Annotated in this window: 16 protein-coding genes and 8 pseudogenes; 18 read left to right on the top strand and 6 right to left on the bottom strand. The window is 59.3% G+C overall.

The features are described from left to right. Positions 1-98: 98 nt before the first annotated feature. Positions 99-1,475 carry a signal recognition particle protein gene (ffh, locus tag CES87_RS06320; RefSeq protein ID WP_075945558.1) on the bottom strand — a complete coding sequence of 459 codons (1,377 nt, stop codon included), beginning with the start codon at positions 1,473-1,475 and terminating at the stop codon, positions 99-101. Positions 1,476-1,685: 210 nt separating this feature from the next. Here ffh and CES87_RS06315 point away from each other — a divergent pair, with 210 nt between their 5' ends. The 6 genes and pseudogenes from CES87_RS06315 to rlmF all read left to right on the top strand — a co-directional run bounded on the left by CES87_RS06315 (position 1,686) and on the right by rlmF (position 11,045). Then, a complete protein-coding gene (locus tag CES87_RS06315; protein ID WP_128605440.1) occupies positions 1,686-2,498 on the top strand; it encodes an inner membrane protein YpjD in 813 nt (270 codons plus the stop codon). A 12-nt stretch (positions 2,499-2,510) separates the two neighbouring features. Next, on the top strand, positions 2,511-3,749 hold the full coding sequence (locus CES87_RS06310) for a transporter associated domain-containing protein (RefSeq protein WP_128605439.1): 1,239 nt from the start codon (positions 2,511-2,513) through the stop codon (positions 3,747-3,749). A gap of 296 nt (positions 3,750-4,045) precedes the next feature. Then, positions 4,046-5,361, top strand: a pseudogene (locus CES87_RS06305) (MFS transporter). A gap of 165 nt (positions 5,362-5,526) precedes the next feature. Further along, positions 5,527-6,783, top strand: a pseudogene (locus CES87_RS06300) (IS256 family transposase). 172 nt (positions 6,784-6,955) lie between these two features. Next, a pseudogene (locus tag CES87_RS06295) lies at positions 6,956-9,800 on the top strand (valine--tRNA ligase). Positions 9,801-10,023: 223 nt separating this feature from the next. Beyond that, positions 10,024-11,045: pseudogene (gene rlmF, locus CES87_RS06290) on the top strand (23S rRNA (adenine(1618)-N(6))-methyltransferase RlmF). A 211-nt stretch (positions 11,046-11,256) separates the two neighbouring features. Here the strand turns inward: rlmF and CES87_RS06285 are convergent. Next, positions 11,257-11,535 (bottom strand): annotated as a pseudogene (locus CES87_RS06285) (HU family DNA-binding protein). Between the two features lie 391 nt (positions 11,536-11,926). Here CES87_RS06285 and yejK point away from each other — a divergent pair. Together yejK and CES87_RS06275 are read left to right on the top strand one after the other, a co-directional pair. After that, a pseudogene (gene yejK, locus CES87_RS06280) lies at positions 11,927-12,929 on the top strand (nucleoid-associated protein YejK). Next, on the top strand, positions 12,929-13,279 hold the full coding sequence (locus CES87_RS06275) for a glutaredoxin family protein (protein ID WP_128605438.1): 351 nt from the start codon (positions 12,929-12,931) through the stop codon (positions 13,277-13,279). The pseudogene yejK and the gene CES87_RS06275 overlap by 1 nt, the downstream one beginning before the upstream one ends. A 106-nt stretch (positions 13,280-13,385) precedes the next feature. On the opposite strand, the gene CES87_RS06270 is transcribed toward CES87_RS06275, so the two are convergent. The 4 genes and pseudogenes from CES87_RS06270 to CES87_RS06255 all read right to left on the bottom strand — a co-directional run bounded on the left by CES87_RS06270 (position 13,386) and on the right by CES87_RS06255 (position 15,985). Then, positions 13,386-14,318, bottom strand: coding sequence for a glutathione S-transferase family protein (locus CES87_RS06270; RefSeq protein ID WP_128605437.1), 933 nt, complete (start codon positions 14,316-14,318; stop codon positions 13,386-13,388). Positions 14,319-14,406: 88 nt separating this feature from the next. Next, positions 14,407-14,718: a GIY-YIG nuclease family protein gene (locus CES87_RS06265; RefSeq protein ID WP_128605436.1), complete on the bottom strand. Its 312-nt coding sequence runs from the start codon at positions 14,716-14,718 to the stop codon at positions 14,407-14,409. Between the two features lie 40 nt (positions 14,719-14,758). Continuing rightward, a pseudogene (locus CES87_RS06260) lies at positions 14,759-15,228 on the bottom strand (nuclear transport factor 2 family protein). A gap of 124 nt (positions 15,229-15,352) precedes the next feature. Next, positions 15,353-15,985, bottom strand: a complete 633-nt coding sequence (locus CES87_RS06255) for a response regulator transcription factor (RefSeq protein WP_128605435.1) — start codon at positions 15,983-15,985, stop codon at positions 15,353-15,355. A gap of 355 nt (positions 15,986-16,340) precedes the next feature. On the opposite strand from CES87_RS06255, the gene CES87_RS06250 reads away from it, so the two are divergent. From CES87_RS06250 to CES87_RS06210, 10 genes and pseudogenes are all read left to right on the top strand, one after another. Further along, on the top strand, positions 16,341-16,958 hold the full coding sequence (locus CES87_RS06250) for a DUF1120 domain-containing protein (protein ID WP_128605434.1): 618 nt from the start codon (positions 16,341-16,343) through the stop codon (positions 16,956-16,958). A 61-nt stretch (positions 16,959-17,019) separates the two neighbouring features. Then, positions 17,020-17,642, top strand: a pseudogene (locus tag CES87_RS06245) (DUF1120 domain-containing protein). Between the two features lie 32 nt (positions 17,643-17,674). Further along, a complete protein-coding gene (locus tag CES87_RS06240) occupies positions 17,675-18,295 on the top strand; it encodes a DUF1120 domain-containing protein (RefSeq protein WP_128605433.1) in 621 nt (206 codons plus the stop codon). Positions 18,296-18,388: 93 nt separating this feature from the next. Next, positions 18,389-19,018, top strand: a complete 630-nt coding sequence (locus tag CES87_RS06235) for a DUF1120 domain-containing protein (RefSeq protein WP_128605432.1) — start codon at positions 18,389-18,391, stop codon at positions 19,016-19,018. Between the two features lie 44 nt (positions 19,019-19,062). After that, positions 19,063-19,773: a fimbria/pilus chaperone family protein gene (locus CES87_RS06230; RefSeq protein ID WP_128605431.1), complete on the top strand. Its 711-nt coding sequence runs from the start codon at positions 19,063-19,065 to the stop codon at positions 19,771-19,773. Between the two features lie 132 nt (positions 19,774-19,905). Further along, entirely contained in the window at positions 19,906-22,368 is a 2,463-nt protein-coding gene (locus CES87_RS06225) for a fimbria/pilus outer membrane usher protein (RefSeq protein ID WP_128605430.1), read from the top strand. Positions 22,369-22,378: 10 nt separating this feature from the next. Further along, positions 22,379-23,521 (top strand): DUF1120 domain-containing protein, encoded by a 1,143-nt coding sequence (locus CES87_RS06220; RefSeq protein WP_128605429.1) that lies wholly within the window; start codon positions 22,379-22,381, stop codon positions 23,519-23,521. Positions 23,522-23,604: 83 nt separating this feature from the next. Next, the gene (locus tag CES87_RS32940) at positions 23,605-23,823 is read left to right on the top strand and encodes a DUF1120 domain-containing protein (RefSeq protein ID WP_256590845.1); all 219 of its coding nucleotides are present in this window, start codon (positions 23,605-23,607) and stop codon (positions 23,821-23,823) included. Continuing rightward, positions 23,814-24,218 carry a hypothetical protein gene (locus tag CES87_RS06215; protein WP_256590844.1) on the top strand — a complete coding sequence of 135 codons (405 nt, stop codon included), beginning with the start codon at positions 23,814-23,816 and terminating at the stop codon, positions 24,216-24,218. The genes CES87_RS32940 and CES87_RS06215 overlap by 10 nt, the downstream gene beginning before the upstream one ends. Positions 24,219-24,310: 92 nt before the next feature. Further along, positions 24,311-24,928 (top strand): DUF1120 domain-containing protein, encoded by a 618-nt coding sequence (locus tag CES87_RS06210; RefSeq protein ID WP_128605428.1) that lies wholly within the window; start codon positions 24,311-24,313, stop codon positions 24,926-24,928. The last annotated feature ends 42 nt before the right edge of the window (positions 24,929-24,970 follow it).

Genomic DNA, 24,970 nt, shown 5'->3' with positions numbered 1-24,970 from the left:
TCGTTGAAAACGGCCGGTCAGCTCCCGCCAAGTGCGGGTTTGCTGGAGATCCCGCTTCCTTGCGGGTCTGCGCCGGTGCGATGACCGGCGCGGATTCTTTACATCTTTGGCATGCCGCCGCCGGGCAACATACCGCCCATGCCGCGCATCATTTTGGCCATCCCGCCTTTGGCGGAGAATTTCTTCATCATCTTCTGCATCTGCTTGTGTTGCTTGATCAAGCGACCGATGTCCTGCACCTGGGTGCCGGAACCCATGGCGATACGACGTTTGCGCGAACCGCTGATCAGCTCAGGGTCTCGGCGCTCGGCCGGGGTCATGGAGTTGATGATGGCTTCCATCTGCTTGAATTGCTTCTCTGCCGCATTCTGGGCGTTGCCCATCTGCGCCAGGTTCACACCGCCCATATTCGGCAGTTTATCCATGAGGCCGCCGAGGCCGCCCATGTTCTTCATCTGTTGCAGCTGATCGCGGAAGTCTTCGAGGTCGAAGCCCTTGCCCTTCTTCAGCTTCTTGGCCAGTTTGTCGGCCTTGTCCTTGTCGAGGGTCGCTTCCGCCTGCTCGATCAGGCTGAGCACGTCGCCCATGCCGAGGATGCGTGACGCAATACGCTCAGGGTGGAATGGGTCGAGCGCTTCGCTCTTCTCGCCCATGCCGATGAACTTGATCGGTTTACCGGTGATAGCCCGAACCGACAGCGCGGCACCACCGCGGGCATCGCCGTCGACCTTGGTCAGGATCACACCGGTCAGCGGCAGCGCGTCGCCGAAGGCCTTGGCCGTGTTGGCAGCATCCTGGCCAGTCATGGCGTCGACCACGAACAGGGTTTCTACCGGGTTGATCGCGGCGTGCAGGGCCTTGATCTCGCCCATCATCTCTTCGTCGATGTGCAGGCGACCGGCGGTATCGACGATGACCACGTCGATGAATTTGAGTTTTGCTTCTTTAATAGCCGCTTGCGCGATCTCGACCGGCTTCTGGCTCAGGTCGGACGGGAAGAAGGTAACGCCGACTTCACCCGCGAGCATTTCCAGCTGCTTGATCGCCGCCGGACGGTAAACGTCCGCAGACACGACCATGACCGACTTCTTCTTGCGCTCTTTAAGGAAGCGCGCGAGTTTGCCGGCGGTGGTGGTTTTACCAGCGCCCTGCAAACCGGCCATCAGTATGACGGCAGGCGGAACGGCACTCAGGTTCAGGTCTTCGTTGGCCGCGCCCATCAGGCTTTCGAGTTCGGCCTGGACGATCTTCACGAAGGCCTGCCCCGGCGTCAGGCTGCGCGACACCTCGGTGCCGACAGCGCGCTCCTTGACCGAATTGACGAAGTCTTTGACCACCGGCAAGGCGACGTCGGCTTCGAGCAACGCCATGCGCACTTCGCGCAGAGTGTCTTTGATGTTGTCCTCGGTCAGCTTGGCTTTGCCGGTGACATGGCGCAGCGTCTGCGAGAGACGGTCGGTTAAGTTTTCAAACATTGCGCGATCCTTTCAGGCCCTGTGTAGACCGGGATAATGGCGGCCCGGACCGGACTAAACATGTGTTCGGCGAGCCTGCGGCGTGGGCAGGTCGCGGATTATAGCGAAGACTGCGTCTGGCGGACACCTCGCCGTCAGCTTGTCTGGTCTTTCGTGCCGTGTGGGTTCTATGCCAAACTCAGCGCCTTTCGGGCTTGCCTAACAGGACTTATGCTCCCCTTGTCACCGAGTTTGCTTACTTCCCTCGCCGCCGCCTTTTTATATGCCGCTGCGACTCTCTATCAAGGCACTCGTCTGGCCAACGGCGCCAAGGCGAACAAACGCCTGCTGGTCACGCTCGGCGTGCTTGCCGTGCTGGCCCACAGCGCCAGCCTGCTCACGCACCTGCTGACGCCGATCGGCCTGGGCCTGGACTTCTTCAGTGCCGCCAGCCTGATTGCCGCAGCGGTCATCGCCCTGACCCTGCTGGCCTGCTCGCGGATCCCGGTGGAAAACCTGCTGGTATTGCTGTTCCCGCTCGGGGCCGCGACCGTGCTGCTGGCGCAATTTGCCCCCGCCGGCACCGTCCAGATCATCGATGAGGAACCGGGCATCCTTGCCCACATCCTGCTGTCGATTCTCGCCTACGGCATGTTTACCATTGCGGTGTTCCAGGCCCTGCTGCTGCTGGTTCAGGACCATCAACTCAAAAACAAGCACCCTTCGGGGTTGATCAAGAACTTCCCGCCACTGCAAACCATGGAAAGCCTGCTGTTCGGCTTCCTCTGGGCCGGCTGGACCCTGTTGTCGATGTCGCTGATCTCTGGCTGGCTGTTCGTCGACAACCTGTTCGCGCAGCATCTGGTGCACAAAACCCTGCTGGCCTGCCTGGCCTGGATCGTCTTCAGCGTATTGCTCTGGGGCCGTAACCGTCTCGGCTGGCGCGGACACAAAGCCATTCGCTGGACCCTCGCCGGTTTCTGCCTGCTGATGCTGGCGTATTTCGGCAGCAAGCTGGTCCGTGAATATATCCTGCACATCTGACGGGCGGCATTAATGGACGACTTGCCCTTAGGGCCGATGATCGCAGTAGTGGCCCTGCTGATTTTATGGTCGGGCCTGTTCTGCGCCATTGAATCCGCTCACCTGCATTTGCTGGCCAAGCGCACGGCCTCGCGCTCAAGCGACAAGCCACTGGCCCGGCTGAACTTCCCGATCCACAGCCTGATCTTCTGCAATACCCTGTGCCGCACGCTGGTGGTCGTCATCTGCACCTTGCTGGCGATTTTCACCTGGACCGAAAACGGACCGTGGGTAGCCTGCCTCGGCGCAGGCGCAATTGTGTTGGTGTTTGCCGATTATTTGCCGCGCGCCCTCGCTGTCCGCCATCCGGATGCGATCCTGGCCTTGGGCAACAACTTGCTTCCCGTACCTTTGAAAATCATCTATCCGGCAGCCTGGCTGCTCAATGCCATCAGCCAGTTGCTGATGCGTCCGTTCGCCCGCAAAGCCAAAGTGGTGCAACAAAGCGAAGACGAAACACCGAAGGACCGGCAAGACGATGACGAGCCCGTCGCCTGCCGCCCGCATTCGCTGCCAGGTATCCATGCCCTGGACAACATCACGGTCAACGACATTCTGGTACCGCGCAGTGAAGTCGAAGGGATCAACCTGGACGACCCGATCGAGGAAATCATCGAGCAATTGCGCCACAACAAGCGCACACGCCTACCGGTGTTTCACAGTGATATCAACCAGGTCGAAGCGGTGCTCAACACCCGGCAAGTCGGCCATTTGCTCCCCGATGGCAGCTTGACGCTGGAAGCGCTGCTGGCGGCCAGTCGCGAGCCCTACTTCGTACCGGAAAGCACCCCATTGCAACTGCAGCTGCTGAACTTCCACAAGCAGCAGCGGCGCTTGGGCATGGTGGTCGACGAGTACGGCGAAGTGCTCGGAATCGTGACCCTGGAAGACATTCTCGAAGAAATCGTCGGCGAGTTCGAAAGCCAGCAAAGCCTGAAAAACCCGCACATCCATCCTCAGGCCGATGGCCGCCTGGTGATCGATGGTGCCGCGTCGATCCGTGAGCTGAACAAAAGCCTCGGATGGCATCTTCCAAGCGACGGCCCGAAAACCCTCAACGGGCTGGTGACTGAAGCGCTGGAAACCATTCCCGAAAGCGCCGTTTGCCTGAAAATCGGCCGTTATCGACTGGAAATTCTTGAAACAGAAGACAATCGCGTCACTCGGGTTTTGATCTGGCATACCAATCCTGTACCCGTCATCCAAAAGTAGCAGCTGGCGAAGCCTGCGTCCGGCTGCGAAGCAGTCGTAAAACCTGTGCGCGCGATCTACCCGATAGAACGCATCGACTGAATTCACGACTGCTTCGCAGCCGGACGCAGGCTTCGCCAGCTGCTACATGGGTTTGCCCCCCCTTGTTTGATCGTTAGCCTCCTTCCTATAATCGGACCGCTTACCCAAGCCGCCCTCCCTCCGTGCTACCCGCACTGCGCTTTAAACCCACATCCCTGGGTGTTCGACCATAATAATTCGCTCCACTGGGGCACATGACTGTCAGGGATAACCGCATGACGACCACCACGACTTACAGCGACTCCACACCTGCGCAACCAACGAACTCCGCCACGCGCGTGGCCACGGCGAGCTTTATTGGCACCGCCATCGAGTTCTACGATTTCTACGTCTATGCCACCGCCGCGGCGCTGGTGATCGGTCCGGTGTTCTTTCCGCAGACATCCGGCACGGCGCAGATGCTTTCGGCCTTCCTCACCTTCGGCATCGCGTTCCTCGCCCGCCCGTTGGGTTCGGCGCTGTTTGGTCACTTTGGCGACCGCATCGGTCGAAAATCGACCCTGGTCGCCTCTCTCCTGCTGATGGGCGTGTGCACTACGTTGATCGGCGTACTGCCGGGTTACGACAGCATCGGAGCCTGGGCGCCGATCCTGCTCTGTGTACTGCGTTTCGGCCAGGGCCTCGGACTGGGCGGCGAATGGGGAGGCGCGGCGTTGCTGGCCACGGAGAACGCACCCAAGGGCAAACGTGCCTGGTTCGGCATGTTCCCGCAGCTCGGTCCATCCATTGGTTTTCTCGCGGCCAACGGTTTGTTCCTGACTTTGGCAATGACCCTGAACGACGAGCAGTTCCGCTCCTGGGGCTGGCGGATTCCGTTCCTGCTCAGCGCCGCGCTGGTGATGGTCGGCCTGTACGTTCGCCTCAAGCTTCACGAAACGCCGGTATTCGCCAATGCCGTGGCTCGGGAGGAGCGAGTGAAGATTCCGCTGGTCGAGTTGTTCAGCCAATACTGGCTGCCAGTGCTGCTGGGTGCCGGCGCGATGGTCGTGTGTTACGCGCTGTTCTACATATCCACCGTGTTCTCGCTCAGCTATGGCGTGACGACGCTCGGCTACACCCGCGAAACCTTCCTCGCCCTGCTGTGCTTCGCCGTCTTGTTCATGGCCGCCGCAACACCGCTATCGGCCTGGGCCAGTGATCGTTACGGGCGTAAACCAGTGCTGATTATTGGTGGCGTACTGGCGATTCTGTCCGGGTTTCTGATGGAACCTTTATTGACCCAAGGCTCGACCTGGGGCGTGGCGCTGTTCCTGTGCATCGAGCTGTTTCTGATGGGCGTTACATTCGCGCCGATGGGTGCACTGCTGCCGGAACTGTTTCCGACCCATGTGCGTTATACCGGCGCGTCAGCAGCCTACAACCTGGGCGGGATTGTCGGCGCTTCGGCGGCGCCGTTCTTCGCGCAGAAACTGGTGGCGATGGGTGGTTTGAGCTATGTCGGCGGGTATGTGTCCGGGCGGCGGTGCTGAGTTTGATTGCGGTGCTGTGCCTGAAGGAAACGCGGCATAACGATCTGAATCGCGTTGCCTGATACAAAAAGCTTCGCGGGCAAGCCTCGCTCCTACAGAGGATTAGTGAGCACCACAGATCTCCTGTAGGAGCGAGGCTTGCCCGCGAAGGCGTCCGGACGGGCTAAACATATCCTGAGACTGTCAGAAATTTGTGTTCGGGCATAACATGTTGAAAAGGAGCATGTATGCCGACCAAGAAGAAAACGGCCTCGGAGGCCAAACCCGAGCTTCCTTCGATCCCGAAGGAGCTGATTGATCAGTTCGTCAAAGGTCCAATGAGCGCCGAGGCGATTCAGGACGCCGCGATGGCGTTCAAAAAGGCGCTGATTGAACGAGCCCTTGGCGCCGAACTGGGTCACCACCTTGGCTATCTTCAGGGCGCACAGCGCCCTGAAGAGACGAGTAACCAGCGCAACGGCACAAGCGGCAAGACCGTGTTGACCGACGATGGCCCGCTGCGGCTGGACATCCCGAGGATCGCGACGGCAGCTTTGCGCCGATCCTGATTCCCAAACACGAGCGTCGTTTTACGGGTTTCGATGACAAGATCATTGCCATGTACGCCCGTGGCATGACCGTTCGCGAGATCCGGGCATTCCTTTCGGAGCAGTACGGGACTGACGTTTCCCATGATTCATCAGCTCGGTCACCGACGCGGTCTTAGAGGAAGTTGCTGCCTGGCAGCAACGCCCACTTGAGCCGATGTATCCGGTGATTTTCTTCGATGCTCTGCGGGTCAAAATCCGTGAGGAAGGGCTGGTTCGCAACAAGGCCATTTACCTGGCGTTAGGGGTACTGCCAGACGGCACCCGAGATATCTTGGGCATTTGGATTGAGAACACTGAGGGGCCAAGTTCTGGATGAAGGTCTTCAACGACCTCAAAACCCGAGGCGTCGAAGATGTGCTAATCGCGGTGACCGATGGCCTCAAAGGCATGCCAGAAGCCTTGAGCGCGGTGTATCCGACAGCGACCTTGCAGACCTGCATTGTGCATCTGATCCGCAACAGTCTTGATTACGCCGCCTGGGACAAGCGCCGTGAATTGGCCAAAGCCCTCAAGCCGATTTACCAAGCGCTTAATGTAGAAGCTGCCGAGCAAGCGCTGGACGCATTCGAAACCGGGCCTTGGGGCAAGCAGTACCCCACAGTCGTAGCCGCTTGGAGACGCGCCTGGGATCGAGTCATCCCGTTTTTCGTCTTCCCGCCTGGCATCAGAAAAGTGATCTACACCACCAATGCCATCGAGAGCATCAATGCTCAGCTGCGCAAGATCATCAAGACAAGAGGCCACTTCCCGACTGACGATGCGGCAACAAAGCTGATTTGGCTGGCACTGCAAAACATCACTGCCAATTGGGGCAGCGCGGCGCACGACTGGAAGACAGCCATGAATCAATTTGCGATTCTTTATGGAGATCGATTTACCAGGTCAAACTGGTGAAATGAGGGCTTGCCTGACGGCAGGCCGTTACCGGCCCGCACACAAAATATCTGACACTCCCCATATCCTGAATTTTCGCCCACCCGCGGTCACCTCGCTCTACGCGCATCGGAACATCCCCGCTATACTTGCCGGCTTTTCCTGAATAAATGCCAATAGGGTCCCGCCGCGCATGGATAAGACCTACCAGCCGCACGCCATTGAAACTTCCTGGTACAACACCTGGGAGTCTGAAAATTACTTCGCCCCGCAAGGCGCGGGCGAGTCCTACACCATCATGATCCCGCCGCCGAACGTCACCGGCAGCCTGCACATGGGTCATGGCTTCAACAACGCGATCATGGACGCCTTGATCCGTTTCCGCCGCATGCAGGGTCGCAACACCCTGTGGCAGCCGGGCACCGACCACGCCGGTATCGCCACGCAAATGCTGGTGGAGCGTCAACTCGAAGCCCAGGGCCAGAATCGCCACGATCTGGGGCGCGACAAATTCCTCGAGAAAGTCTGGGAGTGGAAGGATCAGTCCGGCGGCAATATCAGCCGTCAGATCCGCCGCCTCGGCTCGTCCGTGGACTGGAGCCGCGAGCGCTTCACCATGGATGACGGACTCTCGGAAGCCGTTAAAGAAGCGTTTGTGCGCCTGCACGAAGACGGTTTGATCTACCGCGGCAAGCGTCTGGTCAACTGGGACACCAAGTTGCACACGGCGATTTCCGATCTCGAAGTGGAAAACCATGACGAGAAAGGTTTCCTGTGGAACCTGAAGTACCCGCTGGCTGACGGCGCCAAGACTGCTGAAGGCAACGACTACCTGATCGTCGCGACGACTCGTCCGGAAACCATGCTCGGTGACTCCGCCGTCGCCGTTAACCCGAACGATGAACGCTACAAAGCCCTGATCGGCAAGTTTGTCGAGCTGCCGCTGGTTGGCCGCCGCATCCCGATCATCGCCGACGATTACTGCGACCCTGAATTCGGCACCGGCTGCGTGAAAATCACCCCGGCCCACGATTTCAACGACTACGAAGTCGGCAAGCGCCACAACCTGCCGCTGCTGAACATCTTCGACAAGAACGCCAATGTTCTGCCAGCCGCCCAAGCGTTCAACCTTGACGGCACGCTGAACGAGAGCATCGATGGCAAGATCCCCGCTGAATACGCCGGTCTCGACCGTTTCGAAGCGCGCAAGCAGATCGTGGCTGCATTCGATACTGCCGGCCTGCTGGTCAGCGTCAACGATCACGCCCTGAAAGTACCGAAGGGCGACCGCTCCGGCACTATCATCGAGCCGTGGCTGACCGACCAGTGGTACGTGTCCACCAAGCCGTTGGCCGAGCCGGCCATTGCCGCCGTCGAAGACGGCCGTATCCAGTTCGTGCCCAAGCAGTACGAAAACATGTACTTCTCGTGGATGCGCGACATCCAGGACTGGTGCATCAGCCGTCAGCTGTGGTGGGCCACCGGATTCCGGCCTGGTACGACGAGTCGGGCAAAGTCTACGTCGGTCGCGACGAAGCCGAAGTACGTGCCAAGCACAACCTCGGCCCGGACGTCGCGCTGCAGCAGGACAACGACGTACTCGACACCTGGTTCAGCTCGGGCCTGTGGACGTTCTCCACCCTCGGCTGGCCCGAAAAGACCGAGTTCCTGAAAAAATTCCACTCCACCGACGTGCTGGTGACGGGCTTCGACATCATTTTCTTCTGGGTTGCCCGGATGATCATGATGACCATGCACCTGATGAAGAACGAGGACGGCACCCCGCAGGTTCCGTTCAAGACCGTCTACGTGCACGGCCTGGTGCGTGATGGCCAAGGCCAGAAGATGTCCAAGTCCAAGGGCAACGTCCTGGATCCGCTGGACATCATCGATGGCATTGAGCTGGAAGAGCTGGTGCAGAAGCGCACCTCGGGCCTGATGCAGCCGAAACTGGCGAAGAAGATCGAGAAAGCGACCCGCGACGAATTCGCCGAAGGCATCGCCAGCTACGGCACCGACGCCCTGCGCTTCACTTTCTGCTCGCTGGCGTCCACCGGTCGCGACATCAAGTTCGACATGGGCCGCGTCGAAGGCTATCGCAACTTCTGCAACAAGATCTGGAACGCGGCGCGTTACGTGCTGGACAAGGCGAAGACTGCGGCCAGAACGGCGAAGCCTACGAGCTCTCGCTGGCAGACCGCTGGATCATTTCGCAGCTGCAACGCACCGAAGCCGAAGTGACCCGTCAGCTCGACCAGTTCCGTTTCGACCTGGCCGCACAAGCCTTGTACGAGTTCATCTGGAACCAGTACTGCGACTGGTACCTGGAGCTCTCCAAGCCTGTGCTGTGGGACGACAACGCGCCGGTTGAACGCCAGCGCGGCACCCGTCGCACGCTGGTGCGCGTACTGGAAGTGGCCCTGCGCCTGGCGCACCCGTTCATGCCGTTTATCACCGAAGAAATCTGGCAGCGCATCGCGCCGCTGGCCGGTATCGAAGGCAAGACGATCATGCTGCAACCTTGGCCGGTGGCCAATGAAGCACGCATTGATCAGGCCGCCGAAGACGACATCGAATGGCTCAAGGGCCTGATGCTCGGCACGCGTAATATCCGTGGCGAAATGAACATCGGCCCGGGTAAACCGCTGCCGCTGTTCCTGAAGAACGTCGGCACCGAAGATCAGCGTCGCCTGACCGAAAACGAGGCACTGCTGAAGAAACTGGCGCGCCTCGAATCGATCACCGTGTTGGCGACAGGCGAAGAAGCACCACTGTCCGCGACCGCGCTGGTCGGCGAGATGGAAGTGCTGGTGCCGATGGCCGGCCTGATCGACAAAGGTGCGGAACTGGCGCGTCTGGACAAGGAAATCCAGCGTCTGCAAGGCGAAGTGCAGCGTGTCGGCGGCAAATTGTCGAACGCTGGTTTCGTCGACAAGGCGCCGGCCGAAGTCATCGACAAGGAACGCGCCAAACTGGCCGAAGCCGAACAGGCTCTGGGCAAGTTGGCGGAGCAACATGCGCGGATTGCCAGTTTGTAACGGCAAATCGCAGTGAAAGAGGGAGGCCCGCAACGGCCTCCCTTTTTTCTATCCGTTTTTTCGCAGGAGCGAGGCTTGCCCGCGAAGAACGATTACGCGGTGCATCTGACAAACCGCGTTATCGTTCTTCGCGGGCAAGCCTCGCTCCTACAGGTACCCCGCCTGGCCATCGTCTGTGGGACAATGCCCGCCACTTTCAGCCATACCCGAATCGACCACGCCCATGAACGTCCCTCGCACACCCAAACCTGCGCGTAAAAACCTGACACCGCGACCCCGCCCAAAGACGCCCCGTCGCGTGAAAAGGCCAGCCTGCATCCGCGCAATCGCCACCAGGGTCGTTACGACTTCCCGGCGCTGATCAAAAGCACGCCGGAACTGGCGAAGTTCGTGATCATCAATCCGTATGGCAAGGAAAGCATCGACTTCGCCAGCCCGGACGCGGTGCGGGTGTTCAATCGGGCGCTGCTCAAGGCGTTCTACGGTATCGCCCATTGGGACATTCCGGCTGATTACCTGTGCCCGCCGGTTCCGGGGCGCGCCGATTACGTACACTTCCTGGCCGACTTGCTGGCCAGCGTCAACGACGGTGAAATCCCGCGCGGCGCGCCGGTCAAGGTCCTCGATATCGGCATGGGCGCTAACTGCGTCTATCCGCTGATCGGTTACAGCGACTATCGATGGCACTTCCTCGGCTCGGAAATCGATCCGACGGCCCTGGCCGCTGCCAAAGCCATCGTGCAATCGAACGGGCTGAACAAGGCCATCCAGTTGCGCCAACAAAGCAATCCCAAGCACATCCTGCTGGGCCTGCTGGAGCCCGGCGAGCGCTTTGACCTGACCATGTGCAACCCGCCGTTCCACGCCTCGATGGACGAAGCGACTAAGGGAAGCGAGCGTAAATGGCGCGCACTTGGTCGTGCCGACCCGAAACGCAAACTGCCGGTGCTCAACTTTGGCGGTCAGTCCGCCGAACTGTGGTGTGAAGGTGGCGAAGCACGGTTTGTGACGCAACTGATCGCCGAGAGCGCCCACTTTCAGCATAAGGTGCTGTGGTTCAGCACCCTCGTCTCGAAAGCCTCGAACCTGCCCGCAATCCAGACCGCGCTGAAGAAGGCCGGCGTGCTGGAAAGCCAGGTGGTGGAAATGTCTCAGGGGCAGAAGCAAAGCCGCTTCGTCGCCTGGACCTTCCAGACTAAAAGCGAGCAGCAGGTCTGGCGCGAACGTTGGGCGCGTAAAAGCTGAACATTGCTGACAAGCCAAATTTCTGAGCGCTGAAATCTCTGTGGGAGCGGGCTTGCCCGCGAAAATAGTGTGTCAGGTGTCAAAGAAGGCGACTGACACGCCGCCATCGCGGGCAAGCCCCGCTCCCACAAGGATCTGCGGTGTTTGAAGAATTTATGGCACAAAAAACCGTGCCCGGATTGCTCCGGCGCACGGTTTTTTTCACTGCGTCTTACTTGTTCACAGCGTCGGTCAGGCCTTTGGCCACAACCAGCTTGATCACTTTCTTTGCAGGGATTTCGATGGCAGCACCAGTCGAAGGTTACGGCCGGTACGGCAGGACGCTCGGTCACTTTCAGCTTGCCGATGCCTGGCAGAGTGATTTCGCCGCCGTTTCCAGCTGATCAGCAACGATTTGGCCCAGTTGGTCCAAAGCGTTACGCGCGGTGGTTTTTGGCGCGTCGATAGCTTCAGCGATGTCGGCGATCAGTTGGTCTTTAGTAAGAGCCATGTAGTGTTCCTTCCCTATCAAATTCATATGGATTGCAGAGTGCAGTGTCAGCCATCGAGCCCGATCTTCTGGATCTGGCACCCTCGGCGACAACCGCGACGAGTCGGGTTATAGATGCCGAAATCAGGGTTTGGTTCGACCTGACATTTGCTGACTGCAGGCTTAACGCAGTGACTTCGCGCAAGACCGCGCAAAACTAGCACAGAGACGGGAAATATCCGCCTCTAGCTACCCATTTGGTCAGCTTTATGCTCTAAATCGGGAAAAACCGCATAAGCACCACCGGTCGCTGCGCAATCGCCCTTCGTACCGCGCCAAAACCAATGATTGCGGTACACTGGGCGCTTTTTCGGGGAGCACGCCCTCCTCTATTCAATCAGCCGAGAAGCCCATGCCGATCCGTCATTGCATCGTCCACCTGATCGACAAAAAACCCGACGGCACACCAGCGGTTCTCCATGCTCGCGACTCCGAACTGGCCGAGTCCGCAGCCATCGAGAACATGCTTGCCGACCTCAATGAAAGCTACAACGCCAAACAAGGCAAAGCCTGGGTCTGTTTCATCCGGAGTCCGGAGCGTTCCCATTCAGCGGCTGGCTGAAGGAATACCTCGATGGCGGCCAGGACTTCACAGCCTTCAGCCGCGTGGCGGTGGAACACCTGCAAAAGCTGATGGAAGAGTCGAACCTCTCGGTCGGCGGCCACGTACTGTTCGCCCATTACCAGCAAGGCATGACCGACTACCTGGCCATCGCCCTGCTACACCACAGCGAAGGCGTGGCGGTGACCGATCAACTGGACGTGACCCCGTCCCGTCACCTGGATTTGGGCCAGCTACATCTGGCGGCGCGGATCAACGTCTCCGAGTGGCAGAACAACAAGCAATCCAAGCAGTACATTTCGTTCATCAAAGGCAAGAACGGCAAAAAGGTCTCGGAATATTTCCGCGACTTCATCGGCTGCCAGGAAGGTGTCGATGGCCCGGCGAAACCCGCACCCTGCTCAAGGCCTTCAGTGACTTCGTCGAGAGCGAAGACTTGCCGGAAGAGTCTGCCCGCGAGAAAACCAAAACCCTGGTGGATTACGCCAGCAGCCAGGCCAAGCTCGGCGAGCCCATGGGCCTGGAAGAGCTATCGGAACTGATCGACGAAGAACGCCCGAAAGCCTTCTACGATCACATCCGCAACAAGGACTACGGCCTGTCGCCGGAGATCCCGGCCGACAAGCGCACCCTGAACCAGTTCCGCCGCTTTACCGGTCGCGCCGAAGGCTTGTCGATCAGCTTCGAAGCGCACCTGCTGGGCTCGAAGATCGAGTACGACGAAGAAGCCGGCACCTTGGTCATTAAAGGCCTGCCGACCTCGCTTACCGACCAGCTCAAGCGCCGCAATTGATGCTTGGCAACGTACTGAAGAAATTCCTGCTGATCCTGCTGGTGGTTGTGGTTTACCAGAACTGGGGCAAGATCGAGCGGGTGCTCAATCCGTCGCAAGCGGTGTCCGAGCAGACTCAGGCCACGGCCAATGTCGTGCTGTACACCACCCAATGGTGTGGCTACTGCAAACTGACCCGGCGCTTTCTCGATCAGAAGGGCATCCCGTACAAGGAGTTCGATATCGAGAAAGACGCCGAGGCGCGCAAGGCGTACGAGGCGCTGGGTGGCGGCGGGATTCCGTTCATCGATGTGAACGGGACGCTGATTCGCGGGTATGACCCGGATGCGATTCTTGCAGCATTGAAATAACACAGAACCTGTAGGAGCGAGGCTTGCCCGCGAAGAACGATTACGCGGTGTATCTGATGGACCGCGTTATCGTTCTTCGCGGGCAAGCCTCGCTCCTACAGAGGGGTTACTGCGCCTCGATTCGGAAGCCAAACCGCGGAAAGTGCACATGTACCACACCGCCACGCTCATCCTCACGACGCACTATCAATTCTTCACTCCCCGCAAACAACAACTCCCCGGCTACCGGATCAACGCCGTAGTCGGTCGCTGCGATCACCACCTGCTGGCCAGCCTCGAACCCGTTCGGATCGATGAACTGCTCATCCGGCAAAGCAGCCGGTGTGGCATCACGTGCAACCGCCAGCGCCTCTTCCGAGGTCATCTCGCTCGGCGCACCATGACCGAACCCCAACACTCGGCTCAACCAGGCCGCAACCGCCGGATAGTTATCCACAAGCGGTGACGTCACCGGTGTCGCCTTGAGGAACCACAGCGGATGCGCCATGGCGAAGTCGGCAATCGACGGCTCGCCAAACAGATAATCACCTTCCTCGCGCTGCAACTGTTGCTCCAGACGCGCCATGATCGTCGGCCATTGATGCTTGGCTTGCTCGGCCGACAATCGGGTGGCGCTGCCGCCACTAAACAACCCGGCACGATCGGCAAGGAAAGCCTTTATCGCCTCCGGCGGCAGACTACCGAAACGCACAGCGACCGATTCCGGTTGAAACACCAGACTGACCGCATGCTGGAACACCACCGAATCGGCCCACGTGGCGAAAGAAGCGGCGATCATTTCCTGACTTCCGGGAAAAATGCCGGCAGGCTTTTCCTGCTCCAGTCGACGGGCGATGAGTGCCGTATCGCAATAGATATCCGCGCCGATCTGCAACACAGGGGTCTTGCGGTAGCCGCCAGTCAGGGCGGTGAGATCGGGTTTGGGCATCACTGGCGAGATCTTCACCGAGCGCCAGGACAAGCCCTTGTAGCCCAACAACAGCCGGGCCTTTTCGGCGAAGGGGGACGTCGGGTAATGATGAAGAATCAACTCGGACATGCTCGGCTCCGCCGCACTCAGTAGGAATCAGCAGCTTAGCGCGCAATCGGTTAGCAGAATACGGATCTGCCTGATGGCAACCGATCAGTCAGATTGATAAGCCGGCGGCAGCACTGGCTACCAGACATTCCTTGGCGCTCTTCCTGAGTTTTTTGATCAGCCGTTCCTGACGCAACGCTTCGCTTTTGTCGCGGCAAAGTTCGGTGTAGACCAGCGCCATGGCCGGGCTGGAGAGAAAGAAACGTGCGCCTTTGCCGCTTTGGTGTTTGGCAAAGCGGCGTGCAGGATCGTCGCTGATCCCGCAGTAGAGCGAACCATTGGCCGCGCGCACGAGATAGACGAACCAGGGTTTGCTTACCGCAGATTCGGCGTCGGCAGGTTTTTCGCTTTGAGTGGTCACGTAACAATCAAGGCTTGAAAGGAAACAAGCTGCGATCTTATCAGCGACCGGCCTGAAATGCCTTCAGACCCTTCAAGGCCTGACCGCGAACGGCGTTTCTCACCAGTGGCGTCCAGCCCAACACCAAGCCTTTGAAACCCAGCGCCTGACGGGACCACTTCCACATATCGAAACTGTCGTGATGCTCGCAGATCTTGCCGTCACGAAAAACGAAACGTGCCTGAATGTCGTTGACCACGATGTTGCCCGTCTGGCTGAACAGGTATGTCGCCACCCAGTGCGCGCCGCCACTGCGATCGTCGCTGCGCACGTTGTCGAACGTCAGGGAAAATCCTTGGCACGAGTGGTGAGCATGCGCCACATGTCGCCGGCATCACGACCTCGCAATTCGCCAAACGCCGGATCACTGAACACCACGTCGTCGGTATAGCAAGCGCTCATGGCTTCGGCATCCAGCCGCTGAAAGGCCTGGTAGAACCGGGTGATCAATGCGTTGTGGGCATCACTCATTAACAAGCTCCTGCATGTGAAAATAGAAGTGCAATGGTTTCGCAAGATAGCCTGCACGATAGTCAACAAACGCGGCGAACACTACTGGCATTCGTAGCAGGAATACCTCCAGCTGCGCTTAAGCCTAATGCACCATGCCGCTTTCACGGGCATAAGCAAACAGACCTACGTCCGTGGAAATGCCCAGCCTCTGCATGGCCATGCTTTTCTGTTTACTGATCGTCGACACGCTGCGTTTGAAGTAGCCGGCGATTTCACTGACGGTCATGCCGCTGGCGAGCATTCTCACCACTTCAAGCTCTTTGGCCGACAGCGAAGGGGAAATCGCCTGAGCCTCGGCTTGCGCCTGTATCACCGCGGCGCGCAGTGACTCGCTGATGAAGCACCGCCCCTCGCCGACCGACTTGATCGCCATGGGCAAATCCTTCGCCGATGCACCTTTGGCGATGATCCCCATCACGCCTTGAGCAAACGCCGCCCTCAGCGTCGTGATGTTGGCGTGCATCGTGACCAGAATAATCGGCATTTTTGGGTAGCCACGTCGCACCTTGCTGAGCATCTTCAATCCATCGGACTGCTGACTGCCTGGCATGGAAAAGTCCGTGATCAACAGATCGCAAGGCGTGGTGGAAAGAAGGCTCAACAAGCTGTCCGGACCATCGGCCTCCCCCACGATCACACATTTGTTGCTCAGGTCGATGAGCATCCGCAGGCCGATACGAACGACAGGATGGTCGTCAGCGATGATTACGCGCATTGTCGGATTTTTCCTGTTTGGTAAGTGGAATGTCCGAAAAGTAACGCCATCTTGTTGCCATCACAACGGCCAATCTCGCGCGTAAAAACGCTCCGCCCTATGCCACCGGGGCTCTGTCCTTTCTCCTATAAAACAAACAGAACCGCCCTACGCTTTTAAGCTACACAGATCACACCGAAGGACTACAGACATGACTACGAAAGACGTCGACTTGCATCCCGAACCGCTCTTTCTTACATCAAGCCAGCCGTTTTCGTATTAGTTGCATTTCACCTGGCTACCGCGATGGATAGATTGCGCCCTGTCCGCAAAGGACGACTCTCGACAATCGTTCTTCAAGGAACCAAGCCAAATCATGAACAAGCGCTTACCTCTCCTGACCGCAGTTTTGCTGCTGACCGGAACATCCTCGACCTTCGCCGCGTCCAGCACCGACCTGACAGTCACAGGCACCCTTACTCCGTCCGCCTGCACCCCCACCCTTTCCAGCAACAACATTGATCTGGGAAAAATCGCCTCGAAAGACCTCAACACCGACAAGCACACTTTGATCGACGTGCGAACTTTGACCATGTCCGTCAACTGCGATTCGGCGATCCGGTTCGCGTTGAACTCCATCGATGGCCGGCGCGGCTCCGCTGCTTTTACCAGTCAGTACGGTCTGGGTTTGATCAATGGCACTCAAAAACTGGGTGCATATGGTCTGATGATCCGAAATCCGATTGCTGATGGTGTTCAGGCCCAATCGATCGCCTCGCTTGACAAGGGCATTACCTGGGGCAACGAAAAATTCTGGGACCCGGGGCTGTACATGTCCGTCGCTTCAATGGCCGATGACAGCCAGCCAATCGCAGTCAAAGACCTGACACTGGATTTAGAAGTAACCACCCTTATCGCTCGAGCTGACGGACTGGATCTGAGCAACGAAGTGCTCATCGATGGGTTGGCCACTCTCGAAGTGAAGTACTTGTAAATCACCCCTTCAGAAAAACGCCAAACACACCGTTGCCCACCGAATCTAAGGACGCCCCATCATGGACAGATATTCCGTTGCTCTATTGACCACCTTGCTGATCGCCTGCGCCCCCGTGGCTTTTGCCGCCAGCAGCACCGACTTGAGCGTTACCGGAACCATCACCCCCAGCGCCTGTGCGCCTACGCTGTCGGACGGCGGCATCGTCGACCACGGCAAGTTGACGGCCAAGGACCTCGATCCGCTACTGCCAACCCGACTGCCTGTCGGCGAAATGCAACTGGAGGTTCATTGCGAGGGCGCCACCCATTTCACGCTGACCACGCTGGATAACCGCGCCGGCACCTCGGCCATCAATCCGGCTTTCCATGGTTTGGGGTGGTCAATGATGATCAGAAACTGGGCAGCGTGGCCTTCGGTGTATTCGAGCCGCAGGCCGATAGCAGGCCAGTGGTGAGCATCATGTCACGCGACGGCGGCACCACTTGGAGCGCTTCTTCTTATCTGGGGCACGCTGGGTTGACGTCGTTCGCGGCGACCGGCGATCCGCGCACGCCCATTGCCATCAAAGACCTGAGCGCTCGCCTGCGCGCCTTCACCATCATTGCGCCGGCCAGCGAACTGACCCTGACCGATGAATTGCCCATCGACGGTCACGCCACGCTGCAACTCAAGTACTTGTAAGTCAGCCCTTTTCCGCATTCAGGAACTACATCATGAGCAAGACACTCAACACCCTGCTTGGCGCAATGTTAGTGGCAGGCAGCGCCAATGCCTTCGCCGCTTCCAGCGTCGATCTGACCATTACCGGGATGATTACCCCGAGTGCCTGCACCCCTGCCCTGTCCAACGGTGGAGCGGTGGACTACGGCAAGATCTCGGCCAAGGATCTGAATCCCGACCATCCAACCTCTCTCGCAACACAACAGATTCAACTGAACGTCAATTGCGACGCAGCGACTCTGATGGCGCTGGAGTCCAAGGACAACCGCGAAGGCTCGGCCTTTGACAGTCTCTATGATTTTGGCTTGGGACTGATCGACGGCACCGAAAAACTCGGCGCCATGGAATTGAGAGTGTTATCACCGGTGGCTGACGGTGTATCGGTCAGAACCATCGCTTCCGAAGACAGCGGTTCGACCTGGTACAACGAGCGCTACCTGATGCGCACCAACATCCTCTCGGTAACCAATACCAGTACTGATACACCGACACCAATTCAGTCGTTTGCCGCCAATCTGCAAGTCCGCCCACGTATTGCTCCTACTAATCAGTTGACCCTGACCAACGAAGTATCCATCGACGGCTCGGTAACCCTCACCGTGCGTTACCTGTAATCACCGATAGACCAAAAAGCGGTAGGCGTCCGGCGACAACCGGGGCCTTCACCGCCCCTACTTACCCCGTGCTGACAAGGACTTCAGAACGATATGAAAAAAGCGACCTCACACGTGCTCGTCCTCCTTTGCCTGCTTAGCTTCAGGCCGGCGGCACTGGCGGCATCCAACGTGGAGCTGAATGTCCTGGGCAGGATCACCCCCCACGCGTGCGACGTGCTGTTGTCGAACGACGGGATGGTCGACCACGGCAAGGTGCCGGCTCGCACCCTCAACCAACACGAGCTGAGCCCTTTGCCCGACCGGCAACTGGAGTTGAGCGTGAGTTGCGAAGAGCCCCTGCTGTTCGTGCTCGTGGGCGTGGACAGCCGGGCGGATTCGTCGTTGGGGCCGGGGTTTTATTACGGCCTGGGATGGAACATTCATGCCCCCACTGAGCGCCTGGGCATGGTGAGCCTGACCTATCACGATGTGGTGGCCGACGGCGAGCCTGCACGAGTTCTGGCGTCAAGCAACCAGGGCGTGACCTGGTTCCCGGAAACCAACGCCTATCCAAACAACTACATGGGCTTCGCCAGGCCCGGCACGCTGGTGCCCGAACCCCATCGCCTGCTAATCGCCACGGTGCAAATCAACACCGAAATCAATGCCGCAGCCTTCCTGACCCTGAATCAGGAAGTGCCTCTGGACGGCTCGATCGTGCTTGACCTGAGATACCTGTAGCCATGCCGACTTTTCCTAGTGCTCCTCTCAAACAGGCTTTAATCATGAATCTTTCCAATCACGTTCGATGCTTGAGTTTCTGCCTCGGCACACTGGCCTTTCTGCTCTGCGGTCGCGTACTGGCCGACGGCATGGTGCCGGACACGTCGGTGGTGATCATCAACGAAGCCGACGGCGAAGCCTCGGTGTCCGTGACCAACACCGATGCAAGCCTGGCCTTGCTACACGTCACTCTCGAAGACATCGAAGAAGACAAGGAGCCGCTACTGTTTGTCACACCGCCGCTGGCCCGTGTCGAGCCTGGGAAAAGCCAACTGGTGCGGTTCATCCTGCAGACCTCTACGCCCTTGACGACGCAGCGTCTGAAACGAGTGATTTTCGAAGGCATGCCTCAGGATCGCGCGGCTGCCCAGGCCGGGCATGCGCGGGTCGGGGTGACGGTGCGGCAGAATCTACCGGTGATCTTGCACCCCAAAGGCCTGGCCCCCAACCGCACGCCGTGGACGGGACTGGCCTGGAGCCTGAAAAACGATCAGCTGAGCGTGCACAATCCCTCGCCTTACGTGGTGCGTCTGGCTCAGGAACTGCTGCTGTTACCGGGCAACGGTTCAGCATTGCTGCCACGCACTTACGTGCTGCCGGGTGAAACACTGAGCGTCACCACCGACGGGGTCGCCGCCACTACCGTACGGTTGCAACCGGCCACGGTCTACGGCTTCGCGGTGCCGCATTACGAGGCGCCGGTCAAATCCTGAAACCAACCACGACAGCGCCATGAAGGAACGGTAAGCGCCGAAGTTTCCAGGCGACGGCCTTAAGGCCGTTGCCCCAGGCATGTCTGAGCCACAGCGAACAGGCCAGCACGCCGGCATAAACAAGTGAACCTAATGAACACAGTATCAATTTACCGTGCTGGCGAAGCCATGCCCGTCATTCAGCCAGCTCGCCCGCATTTGTTGCGGCGGCGCGCCACAGTTGCGTTGCTGCTGACCAACGCATTGTGGGTGCTCGACGCCCAGGGTGATCCTTTGTTACTGGCCGCGTTCGACACCAACACGCTGCTGCAGCGAGGCATTGATCCGGCGCTGGCGACTTCGCTCATGCAAGCGCCGCGCTTCACTGCGGGAAAGCACCCGGTAACGCTCTCCGTCAATGGTCAGCGTCGGGGTCGCGTGGACGTCGCGTTCAATCGCCAGGGCGCGTTGTGTTTTGATCGCCCGCTGCTCGATGCGGCCAACCTGAACGTGCCTGATCAATTGCTGGACGATGGCAAATGCCATGATTTTCTTGCCGCCGCTCCGCAAACCGTCATCGAACCGGACCCGGCCAACCTGGCCCTGTCATTGATCGTTCCCACCGACGCCATACGCCCGACAACTCGGGATTTCACCGGCTATCAAACCGGTGGCTTCGCCGGCATGCTCAATTACGACGTCACCGGTTTGCACAGCGAATATGGCGATCAGTCCAGTCGTTATGCGTCGGCAAACACTGAGTTGGGTTTCAATGCCGGCGACTGGATCGTGCGCAGTCGTCAGGTGCAAACCTGGCAGGACGATGTCTCCACCACCACACACATCGCGGCCTACGCCCAGCGCACTTTTGCCAGCCACGAAGCGGTGCTGCAGGCCGGTCAGATCAACCTCTACAACCCGGTACTCGCTGGCGCGCAAATCACTGGCGTGCAGGTGCTCAATGAGCAGGCCCTGCAAGTCGAAGGGCAAGGCGCGGTCATCGAAGGCATCGCCAACAGTCAGGCGCAGATCGAGGTTCGGCAGAACGGTTCGCTGATTCATTCCACCGTAGTACCCGCCGGCCCATTTGCCCTCACCAATGTGCGCCGCCTCAACACCCGTTCCGACGTCGAAGTCACGGTCAAGGAAGCCGATGGCAGCGAACGCAAATTTACCGTACCTGCCGCAATGCTCGGTATCGGTTTGCCAGCGCCGGGTTTTTCGTTGGCGGCAGGTCGGGTACGCAGCATTGGCGATGAACAGGGTGGCGATCCGTGGGTGATCAGCGGCGGCTGGAGCGGTGCGATTCACCCGCAGGTGTTGCTCAGCGCCGGCGTGACCGGTGCCGCTGACTATCGTGCGGCGGGTGTCGGTGTGGGGCTTCTGCCCTCGCCCGTCACACAGGTTCAAGCCACGCTGACCGGCGCCGACGCCGGTGGCATGCAATCCAGTAAGGGTCTTCAGGCTGACCTGAGCGCATCGCATCGCCTAAACGAACAATGGGCGGTCAATGCCGGCAGTTCCTACCGGACCCTGGGTTATCGGGAACTGGAAGACGCGGTGTTCGACAACACCACCGATGACAACAAATCCCGCTACCGCGACCAACAAAGTGCCGCGCTGTCCTGGTCCCATCCATGGCTCGGCGCCTTCAGCGGCGGCTTCAGCCAGTCAAGCTCATTCGACGGCCAAAGCAGCGGCCGCGCCCTCGCCTCCTGGGGCACCAACATCCGCGGTGTGTCGGTTTCGGCCACTGCCGAATGGCAGGTCAGCGGTGCGAACCGCAACGATGACAGCGTCTACGTGAACCTGAGCATTCCCCTGGGCGAGAACCGCCGCGCACGCACCTGGGTGCGCAGTTCCGATGGCGAATACCGTAGCGGCGTGGGCTTGAGCGAGCAGATCAACGATCAATTGGCTTACCGGGTCGGCGTTGAACACGACACTCGCGACAAGCAGGTGCAATCCACGGCCGGCGTTTCACTGCTGCCGCGCTACACCCAACTGGACCTGAATTACACCGGCGGCGACGACCGCGCAAGCTATCAAGCCAGCGCCCGTGGCGGTGCGGTGCTGCACGGCGGTGGCCTGACGCTGTCACCTTATCCCGTGGCCGACACCTTCGCCCTGCTCTCGGTGGGCGACATGGGCGCTATCAAAGTCTCGACACCAAGCGGCCCGGTCTGGACCGACTGGCAAGGTCAGGCGGTGATTCCGCAGGTGGCGGCCTATGGTCGCAGTCCGGTGGAAGTCGACACCAAAACCCTGCCGCGCAACGCCGACATCAGTAACGGTTTGGCGGTGATTTCCGCCGGACGCGGTGCGGTCGACAAGGTCGAGTTCGGTGTCTCCATGACCCGTCGGGCCTTGCTCAAAGTCACCACCGCCAACGGTGCCCCTCTGCCGCGCGGCGCCACGGTGAATACCGAGGATGGCGAGTTCGTCACCCTGGTGCAGCAGGGCGGCCTGGTGTTTCTGCCAAACGTGCTCGACACCCGTGCGCTGTGGATCAGCGGTCCGGGACTGGAGCGCTGCGAACTGCGTTTCGAGCTGCCGACGGAGCCCGACGTGAACGCGTACTACGAAACCGCCCCCGCCAAGTGCCGAGCCCTTTGAGGATGACTTCATGAAACTGTCCCGATACCTGCTGGTGACTCTAGCGCCTTTGGCACTGAGCGTTTTCACACCGTTAGCCTGGGCAACCGACGACAACTGTCAGTTCAACCTGAGCCTGCCCGTGCTCGATTACGGACTGATGAACCGGGCGATTCGCCCCGGTTCGGCACCGGAGCGAAACCTCGGCGAGCGTCAGCTGAGTCTGAACCTGAGCTGCTCAAAGCCCATCGATATGAGCCTGTTTTATCGAGCCATGGCGGCGACGACCAACCGCTTCCACTTTGCCGATCGCGGCAGCTACCAGATTCGCATTCGCGACGCGGTGCTCGATGGCCAATCAGTAGAGATCGGATTGATTGCCGGTGTCGGTCAGCCGCCCACGCAGACTGCGTCGAACCTGATCTGGCGACCGGAGTTCGGGATCGTGCCGGTACAGGCCGGCGTACCGCAGCAAGGTCGCAGTTTCTCGGCGCAACTTGAGGTGACGGCGTGGGTGCAGGAGCAAGGCATGCAGTTGCGTGACGCGGTCACCTGGGAGACCACCGGCGTATTCGACGCCATGGCCGCCGGGCGCAGCAAAGAGGCCACCTTGCGCGCCCGTTTCGCCCCGGCAGCGTGCGAACCGGTGCTGTCCAACGGCGGCGTGGTCGACTTCGGCAAGCTCTCCAAAAATGATTTGAGTGCCGACAAGAGCACGCGCCTGCCACCCAAATCCTTGATGTTGCGGATCGGCTGCGATGCGCCCACGGCTTTCGCCCTGATCATGCACGACAACCGCTCGGGCTCGGCGACGGTCAACAGCGAGATCTACTACGGCCTCGGCACGGACAGCCGCAACAACAAGATCGGCCTGTATTCGCTGAACGTCGACCCGGTGAATACCAGCGCCGACAGCTTTGCACGCCTCTATCGAACCGACTCCACCACCGGCGGCGTGGCCTGGAGCACCGCCAGCGCCAGCCCGATTGCCATCGGCCAAAACAGTTACCTGAGTTTCACCGACACCCCGGGCAGCAGCGCGGGCCCGGTGATGATCCAGAACCTGAACACCAGCGTCACCGTCGACGCCGTGATCGCCCCCACCAACAGCCTCGACCTGAGCACGGCCATCGACCTCGATGGCGCGGGGACGATCGAAATTATTTACCTGTGACACCCGACCCAACCCTGCTGAAACCCAGGCGCACTCATACCTCCGGGGCACGCAGGAAAATAACCATAGAAGTGAGGAAGAAAATGAAAAAGTACCTTGCAGCTCTCTCCGCCACGGCCCTGATCGGCGTTGCACCTTTTGCCATGGCGGCTTCGAGCGTTGACCTGACCGTGACCGGCACCATTACGCCGGCAGCTTGCATGCCGAGCATTTCCAACGGCGGTGCGATCGACCTTGGAAAAATATCGGCGAAGGACCTCAACCCAACCACCTACACACTGATCAGCACCCCATGGATTTGACCGTGACCTGCGCTGCGCCGGTTGCGTTCGCACTGAACAGCATCGACAACAAACCTGGAACGGCAGCCGACAACAAAACCTTTGGTTTGGGATTGACCGCCGCCAACGAAAAGATCGGCGCCTTCTCGCCAAGGATCATGAGCGTCGAGGCTGACGGTGTTACCGCATGGGCAATTGATTCGATCGACGATGGCACGAGCTGGGTACGCGCGCCCTACGTGCTCCCAAACAGGCTTACCTCGACCACCACAGTGGGCGGGCAGCTTCCGATTGCCGTGCAAAACCTCTCGGTGAATGCATTGGCCAACGTCTGGATCTCCCCCTCCAACAACTTGACCCTGACAGACGAAGTCGCTTTCGACGGCTCTGCGACCTTTGAAATGAAGTACCTCTGAGGCCAGGCCTCCACCCCTCGCCACTCACATCGCACCAGCGGTTCAGTGGCGGCTAACAACACCACACATATCGACTGAACGAGTATTCCAAAATGAAAAAGTACCTTGCAGCTATTTCCGTCACCACCCTGATCGGCGTTGCACCTTTTGCCCTGGCGGCTTCGAGCGTTGACCTGACGGTCACCGGCACCATTACGCCGGCAGCTTGCATGCCGAGCTTTTCCGATGGCGGTGTAGTCGACTTTGGAAAAATACAAGCGAAGGACCTCAACCAGACCACACACACGACACTACCAAAGACTCCTATTGCGTTGAATGTGACGTGTGATGCGCCGGTTTTGTTCGCGCTGATCCCCGTCGACAACAAACCTGGCACCTCGTTTAACAACCAGGGTTTTGGTTTGGGGATGACCGATGCCAACGAAAAGGTGGGTTCGTTTACGCCACAGGTCCGCAGTGTTGTAGCTGACGGCCAGGCAGCAAGAGCGATTGACTCCAGTAACAATGGGACGACTTGGGTAGCTACCAGCTGGGTGTTTCCTGACAGGCTCATGTCCGTGGGCGCGGTGGGCACGCTTGTCCCGATTGCCGCACAAAACGTCCTGATGAACGTTGATCTTAATGCGTGGATCGCCCGCGCCGACGGCCTGACCCTGACCGACGAAGTCGCTTTCACCGGCTCCGCAACCTTCGAAATGACGTACCTGTAACGCCATGACGCCGAACCGTTCGCCACCTCACGCGAGCGATTT

This window comes from Pseudomonas sp. ERMR1:02 (assembly GCF_002277815.1).
Lineage (GTDB): Bacteria > Pseudomonadota > Gammaproteobacteria > Pseudomonadales > Pseudomonadaceae > Aquipseudomonas.
The sequence above is the reverse complement of the archived record's forward strand: the minus strand, read 5'-3'. Positions and strand labels throughout refer to the sequence as shown.

What these genes read in the sequence shown, in the direction of transcription:
- CES87_RS32940 (WP_256590845.1), top strand. Translation starts at nt 23,605, where the DNA reads ATGAAAAAGTACCTTGCAGCTCTCTCCGCCACGGCCCTGATCGGCGTT.
- CES87_RS06235 (WP_128605432.1), top strand. Translation starts at nt 18,389, where the DNA reads ATGAAAAAAGCGACCTCACACGTGCTCGTCCTCCTTTGCCTGCTTAGC.
- CES87_RS06270 (WP_128605437.1), bottom strand. Translation starts at nt 14,318, where the DNA reads ATGTCCGAGTTGATTCTTCATCATTACCCGACGTCCCCCTTCGCCGAA.
- CES87_RS06250 (WP_128605434.1), top strand. Translation starts at nt 16,341, where the DNA reads ATGAACAAGCGCTTACCTCTCCTGACCGCAGTTTTGCTGCTGACCGGA.
- CES87_RS06210 (WP_128605428.1), top strand. Translation starts at nt 24,311, where the DNA reads ATGAAAAAGTACCTTGCAGCTATTTCCGTCACCACCCTGATCGGCGTT.
- CES87_RS06225 (WP_128605430.1), top strand. Translation starts at nt 19,906, where the DNA reads ATGAACACAGTATCAATTTACCGTGCTGGCGAAGCCATGCCCGTCATT.
- CES87_RS06220 (WP_128605429.1), top strand. Translation starts at nt 22,379, where the DNA reads ATGAAACTGTCCCGATACCTGCTGGTGACTCTAGCGCCTTTGGCACTG.
- CES87_RS06315 (WP_128605440.1), top strand. Translation starts at nt 1,686, where the DNA reads ATGCTCCCCTTGTCACCGAGTTTGCTTACTTCCCTCGCCGCCGCCTTT.
- CES87_RS06240 (WP_128605433.1), top strand. Translation starts at nt 17,675, where the DNA reads ATGAGCAAGACACTCAACACCCTGCTTGGCGCAATGTTAGTGGCAGGC.
- CES87_RS06275 (WP_128605438.1), top strand. Translation starts at nt 12,929, where the DNA reads ATGCTTGGCAACGTACTGAAGAAATTCCTGCTGATCCTGCTGGTGGTT.
- CES87_RS06310 (WP_128605439.1), top strand. Translation starts at nt 2,511, where the DNA reads ATGGACGACTTGCCCTTAGGGCCGATGATCGCAGTAGTGGCCCTGCTG.
- CES87_RS06215 (WP_256590844.1), top strand. Translation starts at nt 23,814, where the DNA reads ATGGATTTGACCGTGACCTGCGCTGCGCCGGTTGCGTTCGCACTGAAC.
- CES87_RS06230 (WP_128605431.1), top strand. Translation starts at nt 19,063, where the DNA reads ATGAATCTTTCCAATCACGTTCGATGCTTGAGTTTCTGCCTCGGCACA.
- ffh (WP_075945558.1), bottom strand. Translation starts at nt 1,475, where the DNA reads ATGTTTGAAAACTTAACCGACCGTCTCTCGCAGACGCTGCGCCATGTC.
- CES87_RS06255 (WP_128605435.1), bottom strand. Translation starts at nt 15,985, where the DNA reads ATGCGCGTAATCATCGCTGACGACCATCCTGTCGTTCGTATCGGCCTG.